Genomic DNA, 18541 nt, shown 5'->3' with positions numbered 1-18541 from the left:
TAAAAAAGAATATTCTAGAAAATGGCAACATTAAAAGAAATACGAAACCGAATTGCCTCTGTAAATTCGACTATGCAAATTACAAGTGCAATGATGATGGTTTCTTCATCTAAACTGAAAAGAGCGCAAGATGCAATTGTAAGACTACGCCCCTATTCAGAAAAAATGCAAGAATTATTATCAAATGTTAGTCCTTTTCTTGACTCTGATTCCGGTGGTGCAGAATATGCTAAAAAGAGAGAACTTAAAAAGGTTTTATTAGTTGTCATTACTTCCAATAAAGGACTTGCCGGGGCCTTTAACTCTACTATAGTTAAAGCTGTTAAAAATCTATTGGAAAATGATTATAAAAATACTCAAGTTGACCTTTTAACAATAGGAAAAAATGGATATGAAAATTTAAAAAAATCTGTATCCATATATAAAAATTGCAGTTCTCTATGGGATGCGCCAACCTATGAAAATTCTTCTAAAATATCTGAAGAACTTATGCAGTTGTTTTTAAATGGTGAATATGATCAAATTGAATTGGTATATAATCGATTTAAAAATGCGGTAGTTCAGCTTTTACAAGTCGAGCAATTTCTACCAATTGAACTTTCTAAAAATACCAATGATTCTTCCTTAGTTAGCGATTATATTTATGAACCCTCTAAGGAAAGTATTTTAACACATCTTATTCCTACTTCATTAAAAACTCAGCTTTTTAAAGCGATATTGGACTCAAATGCTGCAGAACATGGAGCAAGAATGTCTGCTATGCAGGCTGCCACAGACAATGCTAAAGCATTAAAAAATCAACTATCCATATCGTATAATAAAGCTCGTCAAGCATCCATAACCAATGAATTAATTGAAATTGTAAGTGGAGCTCAAGCCTTAGAAAATTAAGATTTTAAAATTATAATCTATATAAAAAAAGGTTACTATAAACGTAACCTTTTTTATTTTTATCCGGGTTTGGTTCAAATTTTGAGGGATAAAGAGCATTATTAAACCTATTAAAAAATTAAATAATGAATAATTTTGCCTTTGTAAATCCTGTAAAAATTTTATTCGGAAAAGGTATGATTTCCGAAATTACTAAAGAAATACCTTTACAAACTAACATATTAGTCATCTATGGTGGAGGGAGTATCAAAAAAAATGGTGTATATGAACAAGTAACGAATGCATTAAAAGGATACCAATGGTTTGAATTTTCAGGCATTGAACCAAATCCTCACTATGAAACTTGTATGCGTGCTGTTGAATTTATTAAACAGAAAAATATTGAATATGTATTAGCTGTGGGAGGCGGTTCGGTTATTGATGCAACCAAATTTATTGTTGCAGCATCTTGTTTCGATGAGGGAGATCCTTGGCGAATACTTGCAGACCCTACTGTGGTTATAAAAAAAGCACTTCCTTTTGGTACTATTTTGACTATTTCTGCCACCGGATCAGAAATGAATACCTATTCTGTCATTACAAAAAATGAAACCCAAGAAAAATTATCTTTCAGCTCACCAATAGTCTATCCAAAATTTTCTGTATTAGATCCAAGTGTAACCTATAGTTTACCTCCGGTTCAAACCAGTAATGGGGTTATCGATGCCTTTGTGCATGTTATTGAACAATATCTAACGTATCCTGTAAACGGTTTATTACAAGATTTTATGTCTGAATCTATTCTAAAGACCTTAATCATTGAAGGACCTAAAGCTCTAAAAGATCCTAAAAATTATGATGTTCGAGCTAATCTGATGTGGGCTTCAACTTGGGCTTTAAATGGTTGGATTGCTTGCGGTGTACCTCAGGATTGGTCTACACATATGATAGGACATGAATTAACCGCTTTCTACGAAATAGATCATGCGCAAACACTGGCAATTGTATTGCCCGGAGTAATGGAAGTATTAAAAGAAGAGAAAAAAGATAAAATTCTTCGATTGGGAAGAGAGGTTTTTTCTTTACAAGCCGATTCTATTGACGAACTTATCAAAGATACTATTAGTGCAGTTGAATCCTTTTTCCATAGCATGAATTGTAAAACCAGACTTTCTGATTATAATTTAGGAGAGGAAGCTATAAACCGAATTTCTGAACGAATAGAAAAAAGAGGTTGGCAATTGGGTGAACATCAAAATATTAAATCCCAAGAGGTTAAGAAAATATTAGAATTAAGAAAATAGAAAATTAATTTAGAATTCCGTCTTATAAATCAGGATAGTTTCCTATCCTGATTTTTTATTGCTTAAAAATTATATTTATTATAAACTTGATAGCGTATGATTATTACCTAATCTTTTCCGTAACAAAATCTACAATTTCCTGAGTGCTCTGATAATCGAACCAGTTAACTGACTCATCTCTCCTATACCAAGTTAATTGTCTTTTAGCATATCTGCGTGAATTCTTCTTGATTTCACTTACGGCAAATTCTAAGGAAGAATTTCCATCGAGATAGTCAAAAAGTTCTTTATACCCAACGGTCTGTAATGCGTTTTTATGTCTATATGTTTGCAAAGAAATAACTTCTTCTAATAATCCTTTTTCCATCATTAAGTCCACTCGTTTATTTATCCTATCGTAAATAAGATCACGAGATGCTGTTAAACCAATTTTAACGGATGTAAAATTTCTTTTTTCTACCAGATTTTTTCTAAATGAACTGTAAGGTTTTCCGGTTCCTCTAAAAATTTCCAATGCCCTCATTACTCGCACCGGATTATTATAATCCACTTGAGAATAATATTCGGGATCGTTCTTCTTTAGTTCTTCTTGTAAATAGGATAGTCCCTTTTCCTGTATTTCGACCATTAAATCCTCTCTGACTTTAGAATCTATATCGGGAAAATTATCTAACCCTTCATTAACCGCTTTTTCATATAGACCGGACCCTCCCACCATAATGAGTTGATCATATTTATTAAAAAGCTCGTTTATCTTTCTTAATGCGTCTTTTTCAAAATCGCCAACTGAATAATCTTTAGCAATACTTAAATTTCCTATAAAATGGTGAGGAACTAAAGATAATTCTTCCGATGAAGGAGCAGCAGTTCCAATCTTTAATTCTTTATAGAATTGTCTGCTGTCACAGGATATTATCTCTGTTTTTAAATTTTTTGCCAGTTCAATAGATAAAGCAGTCTTTCCTATTCCTGTAGGTCCTACTATAGACCATAAAATTTTTGGATTTTTATTCAATGACAATAGTATTATGTTTTTGCTTTTCCCATGCTACATACTTATCAACTTCTTTGAATAATTTGGAAAATGCAAAAAAGGCAATAGTTAAATCATCAAGAAAACCTATGCCTACTAAAAAGTCAGGGATGAGGTCAATGGGAGATAATACATAAATAATTAAAAAGGTGAAAATAAAAAGATTTTTAATTCCCGGTTTATATTGCCCCTTTAGAGAAGCCCTTAACATTCTAAATAAAACAGGAATTTTGGAAATAAATGATTTATCTTTAGATACTGCACCTACCAAATGTTTTACTTTCATTTTTTTAACTACTTGATTGATTAGCTAATTTCAATTTCTATTCCAAATATTACTCTCTGCCGCATTTGCAATTGACACCTCCTCCGCATTTTTTCTTTTTGGAAAAAAAAGTTTCCCTAAATAATTTAATCAAATACCAGACAGCTACTAGTAAAGTTAAGGCTATAAATGCATATTGAAGATAAATATTCACAACTAGTTAACTATTTAGATTAATTCTATGCGAAGATACAATTTTATTTTAAAATATTCTTTTATAAATGATTATTTGCTTTTGAATATTGTAATGGTTTTCAACTAAAAAAAACTTATTTTTGTAGAAATTTAGATGTTTTTTATTATGTTTAATAAAGAAGACGAAGAACTAGACCATTTCACACATACAGAATATACTCCTATTCGATCGGATGCCTTTGTTTTATCTCCTGAAGAAAAACAAAAAGCGATTCAAGAGCATTTTACTAAAATTATGCATATTCTTGGATTAGATTTGAATGACGATAGTTTAAAAGATACTCCTAAAAGAGTTGCTAAAATGTATGTAAATGAAATTTTTGGAGGTCTTCTTCCCGAAAATAAACCGGAAGTGTCTACTTTCAAAAATAGTTACAAGTATCGTCAAATGCTGATTGAAAAAGATATTACGGTTTATTCAACTTGTGAACATCACTTTCTGCCTATAATCGGAAGGGCACACGTTGCTTACTTTTCAAATGGAAAAGTTATCGGATTATCTAAAATTAACCGAATCGTAAATTATTATTCCAGAAGGCCTCAGGTTCAAGAACGGCTTACCAGACAAATTGTTGAAGCTATAAAAGAAGTATTAAATACTAATGATGTGGCTTGTGTGATTGACGCTAAACATTTATGTGTTAATTCGAGAGGCATACGAGATACGGAAAGCAGCACGGTTACTGCTGAATTAAGTGGCTTGTTTTTAAACAATCCTACAACAAGAAAAGAATTTTTACATTATATTGGTATTGACTCCCATTTCAAAATTTAAATATGCGCAGCTATCTGAACAATCAAATAAAATTATATAATTCTTTACACGGTAAAAAAGAAGTATTTACTCCTTTGCATGAAGGTTTTGTAGGAATGTATGTATGCGGTCCAACAGTGTATAACAAAGTGCATTTGGGTAATTGCAGAACTTTTTTATCTTTTGATGTTATCAACAGATACTTGCGTCATTTAGGATATAAAGTAAGATACGTTCGTAATATTACCGATGCCGGACATCTTACCGATGATAATTCTGAAGATAAAATTTCAACGCGGGCTCGCCTGGAAAGAATAGAGCCCATGGAAGTCGTACAAAAATATTCCCTTAATTTTCATAAGGTTTTATATCTATTTAATATGCTCCCTCCCGATATCGAGCCTACAGCTACCGGCCATATTGTAGAGCAAATAGAGCTAATTAAGAAATTATTGCATAAAGGTCTGGCTTATGAAGTCAACGGGTCTGTTTATTTCGATGTAAATAAATTTGATTTAGAAGGGGGCAACTACGGTGAATTAAGCGGCAGAAAAATAGAAGATATGATTGCCAATACTCGTGATTTAGACGGACAAGGAGAAAAAAGGAATCCTCAAGATTTTGCATTGTGGAAAAATGCGTCTCCTGAACATATCATGAGATGGCCTTCTCCTTGGGGAAACGGATTTCCGGGCTGGCATTTGGAGTGTACCGCAATGAGTACCAAATATTTAGGTAAAAAGTTTGATATTCATGGAGGGGGTATGGATCTTAAATTTCCGCATCATGAATGTGAAATTGCTCAAGCTAAAGGATCTTTTGGAGAAGAACCTGTAAATTATTGGGTTCATACGAATATGCTTACCTTAAACGGACAAAAAATGAGTAAATCTACGGGCAATACCATTTTACCTGAAGAATTATTTAGCGGTGAAAATAGTTTTATTGAAAAACCTTTTCATCCGATCATTGTTCGTTTTTTCTTTTTACAAGCTCATTATAGAAGTGTCTTAGATTTATCCAACGATGCTATTATTGCTGCCGAAAAAGGATATTTCCGCTTAACTTCCGCGATTGAAAAACTCCCACATATTGCTGCTTCTGAAACTTCAAGTTATAACATTCAGGAATGGATTGATACTTGTTATGAAGCATTAAACGATGATTTTAATACTCCGGTATTAATTTCACATTTATTTGATATAGTTAAACTTATAAATAATTTAGATTTAAAAAAAGAAACACTAACTGCTACTGATTTAAAAAAGTTAAATACTGCCATTCATGTTTTCTTCTATGATATTCTAGGATTGGAACTTTTATCTGACACTATGAAAGATACCGGTAAACTGGATCAAGCCTTGAAAGTTCTTATTGATTTAAGAAATAAAGCAAGACTTGAGAAGGACTGGGCTCTTTCTGACGAGATTCGTAATCGTTTGTCGGAAGCCGGTATTAATCTTAAAGATGGAAAAGAAGGAACAACTTTTGAAATTGAATAATTAAATGATCACAAAAAATGAAAAAAATCAGTTATTTTACTATTATTTTAATTCTATTAGCTTGTTACAGCTGTTCAAAATTAAACAAAAAAGAATCGGCAACTATTATTGCACCTGAAAATGTAATGAATGTTGCTGCTTCAAAAAAAGCTAAGGCAGAAATTACCGGAGAACAAAGCGGTGTATCCATTGCTAACGAAAAAATTAATGTTTGGAATATCGTTTACAGAGATGACAAAGGTAATTTACATTCAACCATTATAAAGAAAATGCCTGAAGATAAAAGTAAGGTGGGTGATTCTTTGTCTATTTATTATGATGAAACTAATCCCATGTCTCTTCCTATTCATGAATCTCAATATGATGAAATGAATAAGTAAGTAAGGTACTGAATGCAGATATAATTAAATTTGTAAAAGATATGTTACGTCTTTTCTAATAAATTTATGATAAAAAAAATATATATCTGCCTATTTTTACTAGTGTTTACGATTATTGGTAAAGCCCAGCCTACCACCTCGACTGAAATAATTAAGGATATTAAAGTAATCACTTTTTCAGATTTTAAAAATATTATTGAGAAAGAGAATGATAAATTTTTAGTCGTTAACTTTTGGGCTACATGGTGTATGCCTTGCGTTGTTGAAATTCCTTCCTTTATGAAAGTAAATGAAAGGTTTAAGGATAACGTCGGTTATAAAATGATCTTAATAAATTTAAATCCTGTTAAAAATATTGAATTTGTTAAAAAGTTTTTACGTAAATATTCCATTTCAACCGAAGTTTATCTTCTAAATGATCCTGAAAATATGGATAAATGGATTCCTGCTATTGATCCACTATGGGAAGGAAGTATACCTGCAACCGTTTTTTATAAGAATGGAAGTAAGGTTTTATTTAAAGAGCAATTACTTAATGAAAAAGATTTAGAATCTATAATTATTGCCAACTTATAAAGTTGGATAAAGTTTAATTCATTCATTCTCATTATGATAGTAATTGCTTTTTTTGTGGTATTTACTAGTTAGCTTTATACTTTATTTTATACTGATACTATTTTATCTAAAGTATATATATTTATAGATTGATTTGTTTCAATTAATATTAAATATATTGGAAACCTTCAAGGTTATGATTATATCATTAATATCAATCACAGTATCATTTGATAGTTTCTTAGGAAACATTTAAAACACAACCATAACCCTTCCTTGTATTAAGTTAATGTTTTCTTTATTGGTTCCATAATTGTTATAAGGTCCTAAATTAATGTAGGAATAATTAACTTTAAAACCTATGTATTTATTTAGATAGTAATTTACTGCTAATGATAAATCACTCATTCTCCCCCCTTTTAAAATTTCCGTATTATAGACCCCGTCATTAAGATCTGTATAATCATATCTAATAGCCATTTCCAAGGTTTTATCTCCCGGTTTTTTCAATCGTCTGTCTCCTAAATTATATTTATAGGTTTTGTCTCCAAGTATTAAAAATCCCGTTTGCACATAAAAACCATCGGCGTTATACGAATGATTATTTGCTTTTCTATTGATATGAATCGAATAATATTCGCCTTGCAAAAAAGCAGGGCCGGCAGTCGCTAATAATTCCGTCACCCATCTGTACTGATCTTTAACGTTAGTGATGGTTATGTCTAAGGGTTTCTTTTTTTCAACATTTGTATTTAAATTTCCGGAGTAACTCATAATCCTTTTGGTTTTTTTATTATCATCTAAACCATCACGATTACCGTTTCTATACTCTCCCGATATTCCTATATGAACTAATTTATCATTAGTACTGACAGGATCAACTGAAAATTTACCTACAAAAGCATATCCCTGATTTCCTTCTTTGTTGTTAGTTATTGCATCGCTATCTGTATAAAAGCCACCGCTATAATATATTCTTTTATTCCATTTTACATAGGTAAAACCCAGCTGTCGCCCCGAACCAAAAACTTGTGAACTAGCTGCTGCCGTCATAAATTTTAGCCATGCAGAACTTTCCCAGTTTTCCAACCCGAGTTGCTCTCCGGCATATCCCAACTTAACCCATGAGTTTTCATTAATATTATAAATTAAATGGATGTCTTTGGTATTTACTTTTTTATCGGAAAAACCAAAATCTATTTTTGCATCCCATTTTTTATATCGCATTTTGGAGGTTAATCGCACATCAGATATAGTCATTCCATTACCCAATGGTGTTTTATCATCAAAATAAACAGCTCCGTCAAAAGCTATTCGACCTCCCATGGTTATTTTTATATTGTCCTCAGTATTCGTTCCTGTTTTTATTTCGAGTGTTTGAGCTTTAACAGAACAAACTAAAACGATAAGAAATAACAGACCAATTAAATTTTTTCTATTCATAATTGCAAGAACTTCAAAATATTTCCTCTGAATATTTTTAGATTGTTTAATTAATTCAGAGGAAATAAACTTAATTAATATTACTTCATTATGTAATCAACGGGTTTACCTATGGCACCGTTAGGCATTTGTATTTTTAATAATGCAGATATGGTAGGAGCAATATCTGTCATATAAACTTCTTCTGTTGTGCTTCCGTGAGGAATTTTCCAGCCCATTAAAATAAAAGGTATGTGCGCATCATCCGGTCCCCAAGTACCATGCGTACCTCCTTTGGTTGGATCATAGTATTCAAAATCATAAGATCCTCCATCTAAAATAATCTGTATTTCTCCGGAATATTCTCTGTTATACCCATTAATGATTTTTTCTTTAATATATTGAGGAACTGTTGCTATGGATGCTTTTTTCATATCAACGGCATATAAGACCCCTTCCAGGGTTTGAAGATAATCAATACAGGTTTGTTTAAGATCTTCTAAATTTATTGAGGCTTGTTTGATTGCAGTATAGTTGAAATTTACTTGATAGTTATTAAAACTTCTAACTAAATCGTCTCTTCCGTATTTTGATTTCAAATATTCATTGATTTTCTTTTCGTACGGAGTTAATCTTCGAAGTGCACCGGCCATTTTATTGTCATTCATAAAATTTGCATTAGGTATTCCTGCATGATCGGCACTTAAAAAAACCAGGTAATTTCCTTTTCCTACTTTACTGTCTAAATGGCTAAACAAATCTGCTAATTCTTGATCCAACTTTATATAGGAATCCTCCGTTAGTATTGAATTGATTGAATAATGGTGAGCCATTTTATCGGGAGAAGAATAACTTATTGCTAAAAAATCGGTATCTCCTGTTTTGTTATTTCCTAAATTCTCATGATCAATCGCCAACTTAGCTATATCTGTCGTGGTCGTGTTTCCATAGGGTGTGTATTGAATCAAGCTTACACCTAATGTCTTCATCATTTGGGAAGTCTTCATGGGAAAAGAAGGAGTTTCATATCCTTTAAATCCTACTTCATATTTTCCCAGCATTTTGATATCCGGACTTTGTATGTAAGTTGAAATGGGATACGTTGGATTCCAATCTTTACTTAAATATTTTTCCGGCATATTTTTAGAATTATATTCTTTTAACCATTTCGGTAATTCTTTCATATAGTAGGTACTGGTTATCCATCTTCCGCTTTTTGCATCAAACCAATAGGCCGCATCCGCTGCATGTCCTGCAGGTAATATACTTCCTCTGTCTTTTAAAGAAATACCTATTACTTTTGATCTTGAATTGGTAGCATATTTAAGCTGGTCGGTAACTGTTGATACTTTTAAATTATACGGAGACATTTTCCCTACTTTATTTTCCGGATCATCCAATCCTACCCCTTTTACTTTGGAGTCTTCTGTACAATAAATGCTCCTGCCGGTGTTTTGCTCTATATAATCATTTCCTGCAATTCCATGTATGGAAGGAACTGATCCGGTATAAACCGTACTGTGTCCTATGGCTGTAAATGAAGGAACATAATTTACCATGCAATTCTCAAATGAAAATCCTTCATTTAAGAGTCTTTTAAAACCTGCATTTCCATATCTGTCATATAATCGATATAGGTAATCCCATCGCATTTGGTCTACAATGATACCAACTACTAACTTGGGTCTTTCTACCTGTGTTCTATTTTGTGCTTCTAATGATCCATATAGAGTCATCAAAGTCAGCAATGTGAGAGTAATTTTTTTTATTTTCATATGGTGTATATAGTTCAAAAAATTGGTTACAAAATAAAGATAATTTTATATGTATTATGTATTTATTTTATATAATTGTAGCTTTTCTTTAAATCTTTTATCAATTTTGTTATTATTTAAAGTAAAGGAACATAGATTACCATTAATTTAATATAATTAAATCTATAAATTAAATCAATTTATTAAAATTATCGTAATAAATCCTAATCATATTTATTATTTATATCTTGTTTTCAAATATAAAAAAATTTATCAATTAAATTAATAATAAATTTAATTTCAATAAAATTTCTTTTATATGGATTTTAAATCTATTAAAATGATTTAAGCTATAAATTTAACAAAGGTTTTTAAATTATATAATTTATCGGAAAAGATATTAAAATAGAGGTTTACCTATGTCGTATCTTTTAAGAAATACGCTTCTTTTTTAGTGATATAATTATCAATAGCTTAAATAGACTGAAGTAAAATGAAGAAAATTTTCAATAGGTAATTTTCTTTTAATTTGATAAAATGCTTTAAAAAAAATTTTAGCTTCAATACCCTAAACAGTATTGAAGCTAAACTTAAATGCTAATAAATTAATTTATCTGTATTCTTTTTTAACCTCTTCGTATGTATTTACAATATCCACTTGAGTATTGTCTTTTAAACGTCGGATGGTGTATGAAATAGGCGCAGATGAAGCTACCAGAGCTTTTTTTCCTAATAAATTCATATAATCCATAAATTGATCATAATTGGTTACAATTTCAGATGGTCCCCCTAATACTGAAACTTTTATTTTATTGGAATTAAACAACTTTTTAAATTCCTCATTCTTTTGATAATTCCCGCCAGCTGAAATTCTACCAATTTTAAAGTCTACAGCCCCTTTAACCATATTACCGGTTTCTTGTGATGACTTTTTAGTTTCAATCAGCAAATAGGCCACTCTACCATAATCAATACTGCTGATATATACCGGTTCGTAAGGACCGCTATCTAAAACACTAATATCACCTTGTACCCAATTTGACCAGTGCACCGGATCAATTCCTGCAGAATATACGGTCTGTCTTAACTTAACCAAAATATAGCTGGATGATTTCACATTTGACTTATTATAATCATAATCAAAAGAGGAATTTGCTATACCGGCAAAATTGGCTTTTATCTGCAGATTGATTGTCTTTTTAAAACTTTCCTCCGTTGTAACATGTTCACTTTCATATGTATAATTTGCAGGTATATATTCTTCTGGAAAATAACCAGTATTATTTAATTTTAAATCCGATAAGGCTTGAAAAACTTCACTCCCTTTAGGAACAACATCTTTTTTAACATGTACATTAACTCCTTGTATAGTAAGAAATAAAGTAACCGGATTAAATGAATTATGAAGTACAACCGGATCGTATTTTCCGTTTAAAAAAGATTCTCCTCTAAGTATACTTCCCGGGTATAAGATTGTTTTTTCTATATTTGCTTCACTCATAAGGTCTGCAACTGAAAATTCATTGTAACGACGCGTAACGATTTCGTATTCTTTACGAGGAACACCATCAGCATCTATACTTGTATTTCCTGTAAATTTTGTTGATATTTCCATATCCGGTTCGGAATGAAATTTCACTTCACGCAATCCCCTACTACCGGAAACCGCATCATCGTCGCTACTGCAAGAGCTAAATACATTACCCATGATAAATCCGAAAATCAGAACGGATACTAAATTTTTTTTCAAGATCATTTTTGTAGAGTTTTAGTTTATTTTTGTTAAAGATTATTATTTCCTTCTGTTCCCCAATCATCTTTCCTTCCATAGAAAACTACAGGAATATTTTTGTATTCGATATTGGTGGTTACCCCATTTACTTCTTTTTTGAAAACAATTTTATCAATGGTATTTACCGTATATGCTTTTTTACCTCCTTCAACTCTTTGTACTTCATAAAAATCTCTATTCTGTTTATTGCGAAAATTAGACTGCTCGAAACTTCGCGAATTATAATATACGTTATAGGTAAGATTCTCAAGATATTTATCATATTCTTCATTTCCTGTGTCAATATAAAGTTTATGAAATACTCCTCTCAAGGAATGTTGCCATGTCGATGATTTCCTAAGCCTGATTTCATAATTGTAAGCAACAATTCTGACAGAATTAAAATATAGATCACTTTTTGAAATTAGTTTATTAGGAATTTCATTGTTTTCAGTATTTACAATAAAAGCAGTATAGGCATGACTAAAATTACCTGCCTTTTTGATATAAAGCGTAAATTTACCTTGCTTTTCTAGCGTATTAATTTTATCAACCTTCTTATTTTTATAATAAAGATCATAATCTTCTCCTAAAATTTGATGCGAAACAGGACCTCCAAGTTGAGGCATGATGGTAAACGTTTCATGCGTGTTTATAGAGACACCATTAATTTCATAAGCTATTACAAGTGAATCCCCAACTTGAAGATTATTCATGGTTGATCCGCGAGATGTCCTAACAAATTTTAATGAAAATGTTGGATTTTCAATTAGGTTTTGATCTGTAATTAAATTTAAATCATCGGTATCAGAATCGCTGCAGGAATACATACCAACCATTAGCAAAAACAAAAGCATTAATTTTTTCATAGTTAGTTTTTATTTGTAATTATACTGTATTAACGTAGATTTTAATAAATTATTTTACAATTAATTAAAATTTATTTTGTTTTGTTCTGTTACCGTAACAAATATTCATTAAATCAATACATTTATTAAATATTGAGCTATATTATATTTTTTATAAAAAGAAAATTTTAATTTCAAATTTGATATTCGGATATTCATTAAAACCATATTATCAAGTCAAAAATTATAACTTACTTGTAATTAATACGTAATTTACCTTATAACAAAACAAATTGTCCCCTTATTAAAACATTTAGCCTCAATACCACGAAAAGTATTGAAGCTAAAATTTAAAATAGGTGCTATGTTTTTTATCGGAGTTCTTTTCTGACTTCTTCGTAAGTATTCACAATTTCGACCTTTGTATTGTCTTTCAAACGACGAATGGTATATGAAATTGGTGCAGAAGAAGAAACGATGGCTTCTTTTCCATATAAATTCATATAATTAATAAATTCGTCATAGGAAGTAACTCTATTGGAAGGCCCACCCAACACGGAAACATTGATTTTTTTTGTATTAAACAGTTTTTTCAATTCTTCATTCTTCAAATAATTCTCTCCTGATGTTAATTTTCCTATCTTGTAATCAACTGCACCTTTTACCATTTTACCGGCATCCTTCGCCGACTTATTTGTTTCAATTAATAAATAAGCTACTCTACCATAATCTATGTTACTGATATATACCGGTTCATACAAACCAATTTCCGATGCTTTTATATTACCTTCTACCCAATTCGTCCAATTAGCAAGATCTATACCCGCTGAATATACTGTTTGTCTTAGTTTTACCAAAACATAGCTGGATGATTTTACAGCGGAGTTATCATAATCGTAATCAAAAGAGGAATTTACAAGGGATGAAAAATTAGATTTTACATGTAAATTGATAATTTTCTTAAAACTTTCATCCGTAGTAACGACCTCACTATCATACGTATAATTAGTAGGAATATAATTATCAGGAAAATAACCGGAGTTACCGGTTTTTAATTCGGTCAGAGTTTGTGAAACTTCATTTTCTTTAGGTAAAGCATCTTTTTTTATACTTACATTGACCCCATTGATCGTAAGATATAATGTAACCGGATTAAAAGAATTTGTTAGGATTAATGGCTCATAGTTTCCGTTAATAAACGACTCTCCTCTTAGTAAAGATCCGGGATATAAAATCGCTTTTTCAATAGTAGCTTCTTTCATTAAATCTGCTGTTGAAAACTCATTGGATCTGCGAATAATAACTTCATATTCATTACGTGGAACCCCGTTTTCGTCCACGCCTTTATTACCTGTAGGCTTTGCAGATATTTCCTTATCCGACTCATTTAAAAATCGTACGGGACGAAAAAAATTAATATTTGAATCAGCATTATCATCACTGCTACATGAATAAAAAATACTACTAAGCATAAATCCGGAAAGAATACCGGATAATAAACGTTTTTTAAAAATCATTTTTTATAATTTAAGATTATTTATAAATATTACTTTTTTCATAAATAGCTGATATCTTGATTAAAAATATCTACATTAAAATCATTTCTAAAATTCATATAAACAATTGCAAACACCCAAAATATAAGTCTTTTCATACCAAGATAATAATATTTGAAAATAAATATAATTATAATAACGTAAAAAAGAATATAATTATTTTATTATAATATATATTTTAATTTATTTTGTTCTATTATCACACATAAACCTTAATATTTAACATGTTTACATAAATTGTTCTGATTTTTTTTATATAAAAAAAGGAGAATTAAAATATTAATTCTCCTTTCTTGAATTCATAGAGTTAGTATGATTACAACATAGGCACTAATTACCTAATTAACCCAAAATTTCTTTTACCTGTTTATATACATTTTCAGGGGTAAATCCTAATTTTTGATCTAAAACAGCAGCCGGAGCAGAATATCCAAATGAATTCATTCCCCAGATTTTTCCATATTCTCCAACCAATCCTTCTAGAGTAACGGGAAGCCCCGCAGTTAATCCGAATTTCTTTTTATTTTTAGGTAAAACCAACTCTTGATAGTCTTTAGGTTGTGATCTGAATAATCCCTCTGATGGTACGGATACTACTCTTGTTTTTATACCGTCTTTTTTTAGTAATTCAGCCCCTTCCACTAATGTGGAAACTTCCGAACCGGAAGCCAGTAAAATTATTTCATACCCCTCATCTTCCTGTACTATGTATGCTCCTTTAGAAGTTTGTAAGGATTCATTAAATCGATCTTGTTTAGTCGGTAAATCCTTAATATTTTGTCTAGACAAAATCAAAGCTGTTGGAGTATGTGTATTCTCCATTGCTAATTTCCAAGAAACAGTTGTTTCCTGAACATCTGCCGGCCTTAAGACTAACATGGAATTTTTACCTTTGTGGTTTTGCAGCTTTTCCATCAAACGTATTTGTGCTTCTTGCTCCACAGGTTCATGAGTGGGCCCATCCTCTCCCACTCTGAATGCATCGTGCGTCCAAATGAATTTAACCGGCTGTTCCATTAATGCAGCAACCCTAACTACAGGTTTCATATAATCAGAAAAAACGAAAAAGGTGGCACACGCAGGAATTACTCCTCCATGAAGACTCATTCCCACACATAAACAAGCCATAGTAAATTCAGCTACTCCTGCTTGTAAAAATGCTCCTGAAAAATCGTTTTTGGTAAATGGACGGGTGTGCTTTAAGAAGCCATCCGTTTTATCAGAATTTGACAAGTCTGCAGAAGATACAATCATGTTGTCAACTTGTTTAGCTAAAGTTTCCAACACCGTTGAAGATGCTGCTCTTGTAGCAGCATTGGGTTTTTGTGTAATTTCAGACCAATTGATATTTGGTGCAGCACCTGAAAACCATTTTTCCATTTTTTCGGCTAATTCAGGATTTTCTTTTACCCATTGTTCTTTTATTTCTTTTTTATTTTTTACTATTTCTTCTAATTCTTTGGCTCTATTTGCATATAATGCCTGAACTTCAGGAAAAATAATAAATGGGTTATTCGGATCACCTCCTAAATTTTCGATGGTTTTTGCTAAGTTACCTCCGGCTTCCCCTAATGGTTGACCGTGTGTGGATACTTTATTTTCAAAGGATTGCCCATTGGCATCCACGGCTCCTTTTCCCATGATAGTATTTCCTATAATAAGAGTAGGCCTGTCGTTAACTGCTTTTGCTTCATGTAAGGCTTTACGTATTTCTGAAGGATCATTTCCTTTTATAGTAATTACTTTCCAACCCCAGGCTTCATATTTTGCTGCTACATTTTCTTGATTAACTTCTTTTACTTGAGTAGAGAGTTGTATTCCGTTGGAATCATAAAACATAATCAGATTATCCAACCCTAAATGTCCGGCTATCCTTCCTGCTCCTTGAGATACTTCTTCTTGTATTCCTCCGTCAGAAATAAAGGCATAGATGGTTTGATTCATGAAATTTCCTAATCGAGCTTTCAAAAACTTTGCAGCTATTGCCGCTCCCACGGCATAAGCATGACCTTGTCCTAAAGGTCCGGAAGTATTTTCAACTCCTCTTTCAACATCTAACTCAGGATGTCCCGGAGTAACACTTCCCCATTGACGAAAATTTTTAAGGTCATCCATAGAGTATTTTCCGGCCAATGCCAAAACTGAATATAACATGGGCGACATATGTCCCGGATCCATAAAAAATCGGTCTCTTCCTTCCCATCTGGGATTTTTGGGATCGTATTCCAAAAACTCCGAATATAATATATTAATGAAATCAGCTCCCCCCATGGCTCCTCCCGGGTGGCCTGATTTTGCTTTTTCTACCATTGATGCAGCTAATATTCTAATATTGTCTGCTGCTCTATTTAATGTTTTAATATCAGTCATTGTACTTTATAAAATTTTGGATTTCAAATTTACGCTTTAATTGCATTTACTTCAATTATTCAGAGCAATATTGTGAAAAATTTGATTATTGAATTATTATTATTCTTTTATATAATTTTTAAAAGGGCGAGTTCTGTCTCTACCTGTTCATAGAGACAGATGCTCCAATACCCTTGAAAACTAATTTATATGATCTCTTTGATATTTTCTAAACTCAAATATTTATTAAATTCCTGATTATAATGTTTATTATATTCTTGGTTAGGATAATAGATATTTGAAATTTCCATTCCCATTTTGCTCTGCGCTTCGGGTAAATTTTTATACACTCCCGCAACTACAGCAGCACACATGGCTACTCCCAAAGCACATGCCTCACGGGTTGCAATAACTTTAATAGGCATTCCGATAACATCAGACATGACTTGCATTACATATGGTGATTTTTGAGATATTCCCCCAACGGCAATAATTTCTTTAAGTTTTATTCCGTTGTCAATAAAACGGTCAATAATATTTTTAGCCCCGTAAGCAGTTGCTTCCACTAAGGATTTATAAACTAAAGGAGCTACACTGGATAAAGCTATACCTGTTATCGTTCCTTTTAATTCGTAATCTACATTAGGAGATCTTCTGCCATTGATCCAATCGGTAGATACAATCTGACTGTCTTTGGGAGGTATGATTTTCGCTTGTCTGGCCAAATTAGGAATCATTTCAGCATATACCTCATCTCTTAAACTTTGCCGCGTCTCCGGATCTCCTATATTCGATTTTAGCATTATGTTATCTAAAGGCCACATTAACAACCTCTTAAACCAGGCATATAAATCTCCAAAAGCCGATTGACCTGCTTCAAATCCTACCATACCGGGAAGAATAATGTCATCTGCTTGTTGAGGAATCCCCGGAACTAATTTATTCCCTAAGCTCTTAGGTCCTACGGTAATGGCACAAGTGGAAGTTCCCACAATTTCCACCATAGCTTTATCTTTAACTCCCGCTCCAACCGCACCTGCATGACAATCCAAATTACCAACGGCAATAAGTACATGTTCCGGAAGACCTAATTTATTAGCCCACTCTTTGGTGATCGTTCCCGCGACTTGGTCGCAAGTATATGCTTCTTTGTTAAATGTATCTACTAAGCCATCTAAAGACGGATCCAATGATTTAAAGAATTCATTGGGAGGATATCCCCCCCATTCTTTATTCCACATCACTCGAGATCCGGCTATACCCATTCCTCTTTTTATCTCTTCGGGCTTAGTTAACCCACAAAGTAAGGCAGGCAGCCAATCACTGGACTCAACGAAAGAATAGGCGGATTGTCTAATTTCGGGGATCTTAAATATATGTAAAGCTTTGGTCCAAAAGTGTTCTGTGGAATAATCACCACAACCGGCAGACTTAGTATAGTCTATATGCCATTTTTTTGCAAAATCATTCAGATATTCATTTTCTTTTTGCCCTGTGTGATCTTTCCATAAAATAAACATGGCATCAGGATTTTCGGCAAATTCCGGCAACAAAGACAAAGGGGTTCCTTCTTTATTTACCGCTACCGGCGTTGAACCGGTCATATCCGTACTGATGGCTTTCACGCGAGCGGCTGCTCCCGGCACTTTATATAAAACATCTTTAACGATATATTCGAGAACTTCAAGATAATCTAAAGGGTGTTGTCTAAATTGGGTCTTTACAGGATTACAATATAATCCTTTTTTCCATCTTGGATATTCTTTGATTGATAAGGCTAATTCTTTTCCGGTTTCTGCATCCATTAAAATTGCTCTTCCGGAATCTGTACCATAATCTAATCCTATTACTAAATTATTGGATAATTGCATTTTTTTGGGTTTAGTTTGAAGTTTTGTTTGATTGGAGACGGCGATCATTATT

General features: G+C 32.1%; 15 protein-coding genes. 6 read left to right on the top strand and 9 right to left on the bottom strand.

Going from position 1 to position 18541, the window contains the following annotated elements:
• Positions 1-21 precede the first annotated feature (21 nt).
• On the top strand, positions 22-891 hold the full coding sequence (gene atpG / locus G8C43_RS09765; RefSeq protein ID WP_166005665.1) for an ATP synthase F1 subunit gamma: 870 nt from the start codon (positions 22-24) through the stop codon (positions 889-891).
• Between the two features lie 125 nt (positions 892-1016).
• Positions 1017-2174, top strand: coding sequence for an iron-containing alcohol dehydrogenase (locus tag G8C43_RS09760; RefSeq protein ID WP_166005664.1), 1158 nt, complete (start codon positions 1017-1019; stop codon positions 2172-2174).
• A gap of 103 nt (positions 2175-2277) precedes the next feature.
• On the opposite strand, the gene miaA is transcribed toward G8C43_RS09760, so the two are convergent.
• Complete coding sequence (gene miaA / locus G8C43_RS09755) at positions 2278-3195, bottom strand: tRNA (adenosine(37)-N6)-dimethylallyltransferase MiaA (protein WP_255490378.1); 918 nt, start codon at positions 3193-3195, stop codon at positions 2278-2280.
• The gene (locus G8C43_RS09750) at positions 3182-3493 is read right to left on the bottom strand and encodes a YkvA family protein (RefSeq protein WP_160543066.1); all 312 of its coding nucleotides are present in this window, start codon (positions 3491-3493) and stop codon (positions 3182-3184) included. The genes miaA and G8C43_RS09750 overlap by 14 nt, the downstream gene beginning before the upstream one ends.
• Positions 3494-3833: 340 nt before the next feature.
• On the opposite strand from G8C43_RS09750, the gene folE reads away from it, so the two are divergent.
• From folE to G8C43_RS09725, 4 genes are all read left to right on the top strand, one after another.
• Positions 3834-4502, top strand: a complete 669-nt coding sequence (gene folE, locus G8C43_RS09740; RefSeq protein ID WP_166005663.1) for a GTP cyclohydrolase I FolE — start codon at positions 3834-3836, stop codon at positions 4500-4502.
• Positions 4503-4504: 2 nt separating this feature from the next.
• Positions 4505-5983 carry a cysteine--tRNA ligase gene (gene cysS, locus G8C43_RS09735; protein ID WP_166005662.1) on the top strand — a complete coding sequence of 493 codons (1479 nt, stop codon included), beginning with the start codon at positions 4505-4507 and terminating at the stop codon, positions 5981-5983.
• A gap of 17 nt (positions 5984-6000) precedes the next feature.
• Positions 6001-6363, top strand: coding sequence for a hypothetical protein (locus G8C43_RS09730; protein WP_105296969.1), 363 nt, complete (start codon positions 6001-6003; stop codon positions 6361-6363).
• Between the two features lie 66 nt (positions 6364-6429).
• Entirely contained in the window at positions 6430-6939 is a 510-nt protein-coding gene (locus tag G8C43_RS09725; RefSeq protein WP_166005661.1) for a TlpA disulfide reductase family protein, read from the top strand.
• Positions 6940-7170: 231 nt separating this feature from the next.
• On the opposite strand, the gene G8C43_RS09720 is transcribed toward G8C43_RS09725, so the two are convergent.
• The 7 genes from G8C43_RS09720 to G8C43_RS09690 form a co-directional block, all read right to left on the bottom strand.
• Positions 7171-8361, bottom strand: a complete 1191-nt coding sequence (locus G8C43_RS09720) for an OprO/OprP family phosphate-selective porin (protein ID WP_166005660.1) — start codon at positions 8359-8361, stop codon at positions 7171-7173.
• Positions 8362-8441: 80 nt separating this feature from the next.
• Entirely contained in the window at positions 8442-10115 is a 1674-nt protein-coding gene (gene pafA / locus G8C43_RS09715; RefSeq protein ID WP_166005659.1) for an alkaline phosphatase PafA, read from the bottom strand.
• Positions 10116-10704: 589 nt separating this feature from the next.
• Positions 10705-11850: a thiol-activated cytolysin family protein gene (locus G8C43_RS09710; RefSeq protein ID WP_166005658.1), complete on the bottom strand. Its 1146-nt coding sequence runs from the start codon at positions 11848-11850 to the stop codon at positions 10705-10707.
• Positions 11851-11876: 26 nt separating this feature from the next.
• Positions 11877-12734: a hypothetical protein gene (locus G8C43_RS09705; protein WP_160543059.1), complete on the bottom strand. Its 858-nt coding sequence runs from the start codon at positions 12732-12734 to the stop codon at positions 11877-11879.
• A gap of 350 nt (positions 12735-13084) precedes the next feature.
• Complete coding sequence (locus tag G8C43_RS09700) at positions 13085-14230, bottom strand: thiol-activated cytolysin family protein (protein WP_166005657.1); 1146 nt, start codon at positions 14228-14230, stop codon at positions 13085-13087.
• A gap of 381 nt (positions 14231-14611) precedes the next feature.
• On the bottom strand, positions 14612-16639 hold the full coding sequence (locus G8C43_RS09695) for a transketolase family protein (protein WP_166005656.1): 2028 nt from the start codon (positions 16637-16639) through the stop codon (positions 14612-14614).
• A gap of 185 nt (positions 16640-16824) precedes the next feature.
• A complete protein-coding gene (locus G8C43_RS09690; protein ID WP_221411569.1) occupies positions 16825-18537 on the bottom strand; it encodes a ribulokinase in 1713 nt (570 codons plus the stop codon).
• Positions 18538-18541 lie beyond the last annotated feature (4 nt).

This window comes from Apibacter sp. B2966, from assembly GCF_011082485.1.
Lineage (GTDB): Bacteria > Bacteroidota > Bacteroidia > Flavobacteriales > Weeksellaceae > Apibacter.
Note: the sequence above shows the minus strand (reverse complement) of the source record. Positions and strands in the feature narration are given on the sequence as shown.

Excerpts from the sequence above, each read along its gene's own strand:
- atpG (WP_166005665.1), top strand. The coding sequence starts at position 22 with ATGGCAACATTAAAAGAAATACGAAACCGAATTGCCTCTGTAAATTCG.
- G8C43_RS09760 (WP_166005664.1), top strand. The coding sequence starts at position 1,017 with ATGAATAATTTTGCCTTTGTAAATCCTGTAAAAATTTTATTCGGAAAA.
- G8C43_RS09750 (WP_160543066.1), bottom strand. The coding sequence starts at position 3,493 with ATGAAAGTAAAACATTTGGTAGGTGCAGTATCTAAAGATAAATCATTT.
- folE (WP_166005663.1), top strand. The coding sequence starts at position 3,834 with ATGTTTAATAAAGAAGACGAAGAACTAGACCATTTCACACATACAGAA.
- cysS (WP_166005662.1), top strand. The coding sequence starts at position 4,505 with ATGCGCAGCTATCTGAACAATCAAATAAAATTATATAATTCTTTACAC.
- G8C43_RS09730 (WP_105296969.1), top strand. The coding sequence starts at position 6,001 with ATGAAAAAAATCAGTTATTTTACTATTATTTTAATTCTATTAGCTTGT.
- G8C43_RS09725 (WP_166005661.1), top strand. The coding sequence starts at position 6,430 with ATGATAAAAAAAATATATATCTGCCTATTTTTACTAGTGTTTACGATT.
- G8C43_RS09720 (WP_166005660.1), bottom strand. The coding sequence starts at position 8,361 with ATGAATAGAAAAAATTTAATTGGTCTGTTATTTCTTATCGTTTTAGTT.
- pafA (WP_166005659.1), bottom strand. The coding sequence starts at position 10,115 with ATGAAAATAAAAAAAATTACTCTCACATTGCTGACTTTGATGACTCTA.
- G8C43_RS09710 (WP_166005658.1), bottom strand. The coding sequence starts at position 11,850 with ATGATCTTGAAAAAAAATTTAGTATCCGTTCTGATTTTCGGATTTATC.
- G8C43_RS09705 (WP_160543059.1), bottom strand. The coding sequence starts at position 12,734 with ATGAAAAAATTAATGCTTTTGTTTTTGCTAATGGTTGGTATGTATTCC.
- G8C43_RS09700 (WP_166005657.1), bottom strand. The coding sequence starts at position 14,230 with ATGATTTTTAAAAAACGTTTATTATCCGGTATTCTTTCCGGATTTATG.
- G8C43_RS09695 (WP_166005656.1), bottom strand. The coding sequence starts at position 16,639 with ATGACTGATATTAAAACATTAAATAGAGCAGCAGACAATATTAGAATA.
- G8C43_RS09690 (WP_221411569.1), bottom strand. The coding sequence starts at position 18,537 with ATGATCGCCGTCTCCAATCAAACAAAACTTCAAACTAAACCCAAAAAA.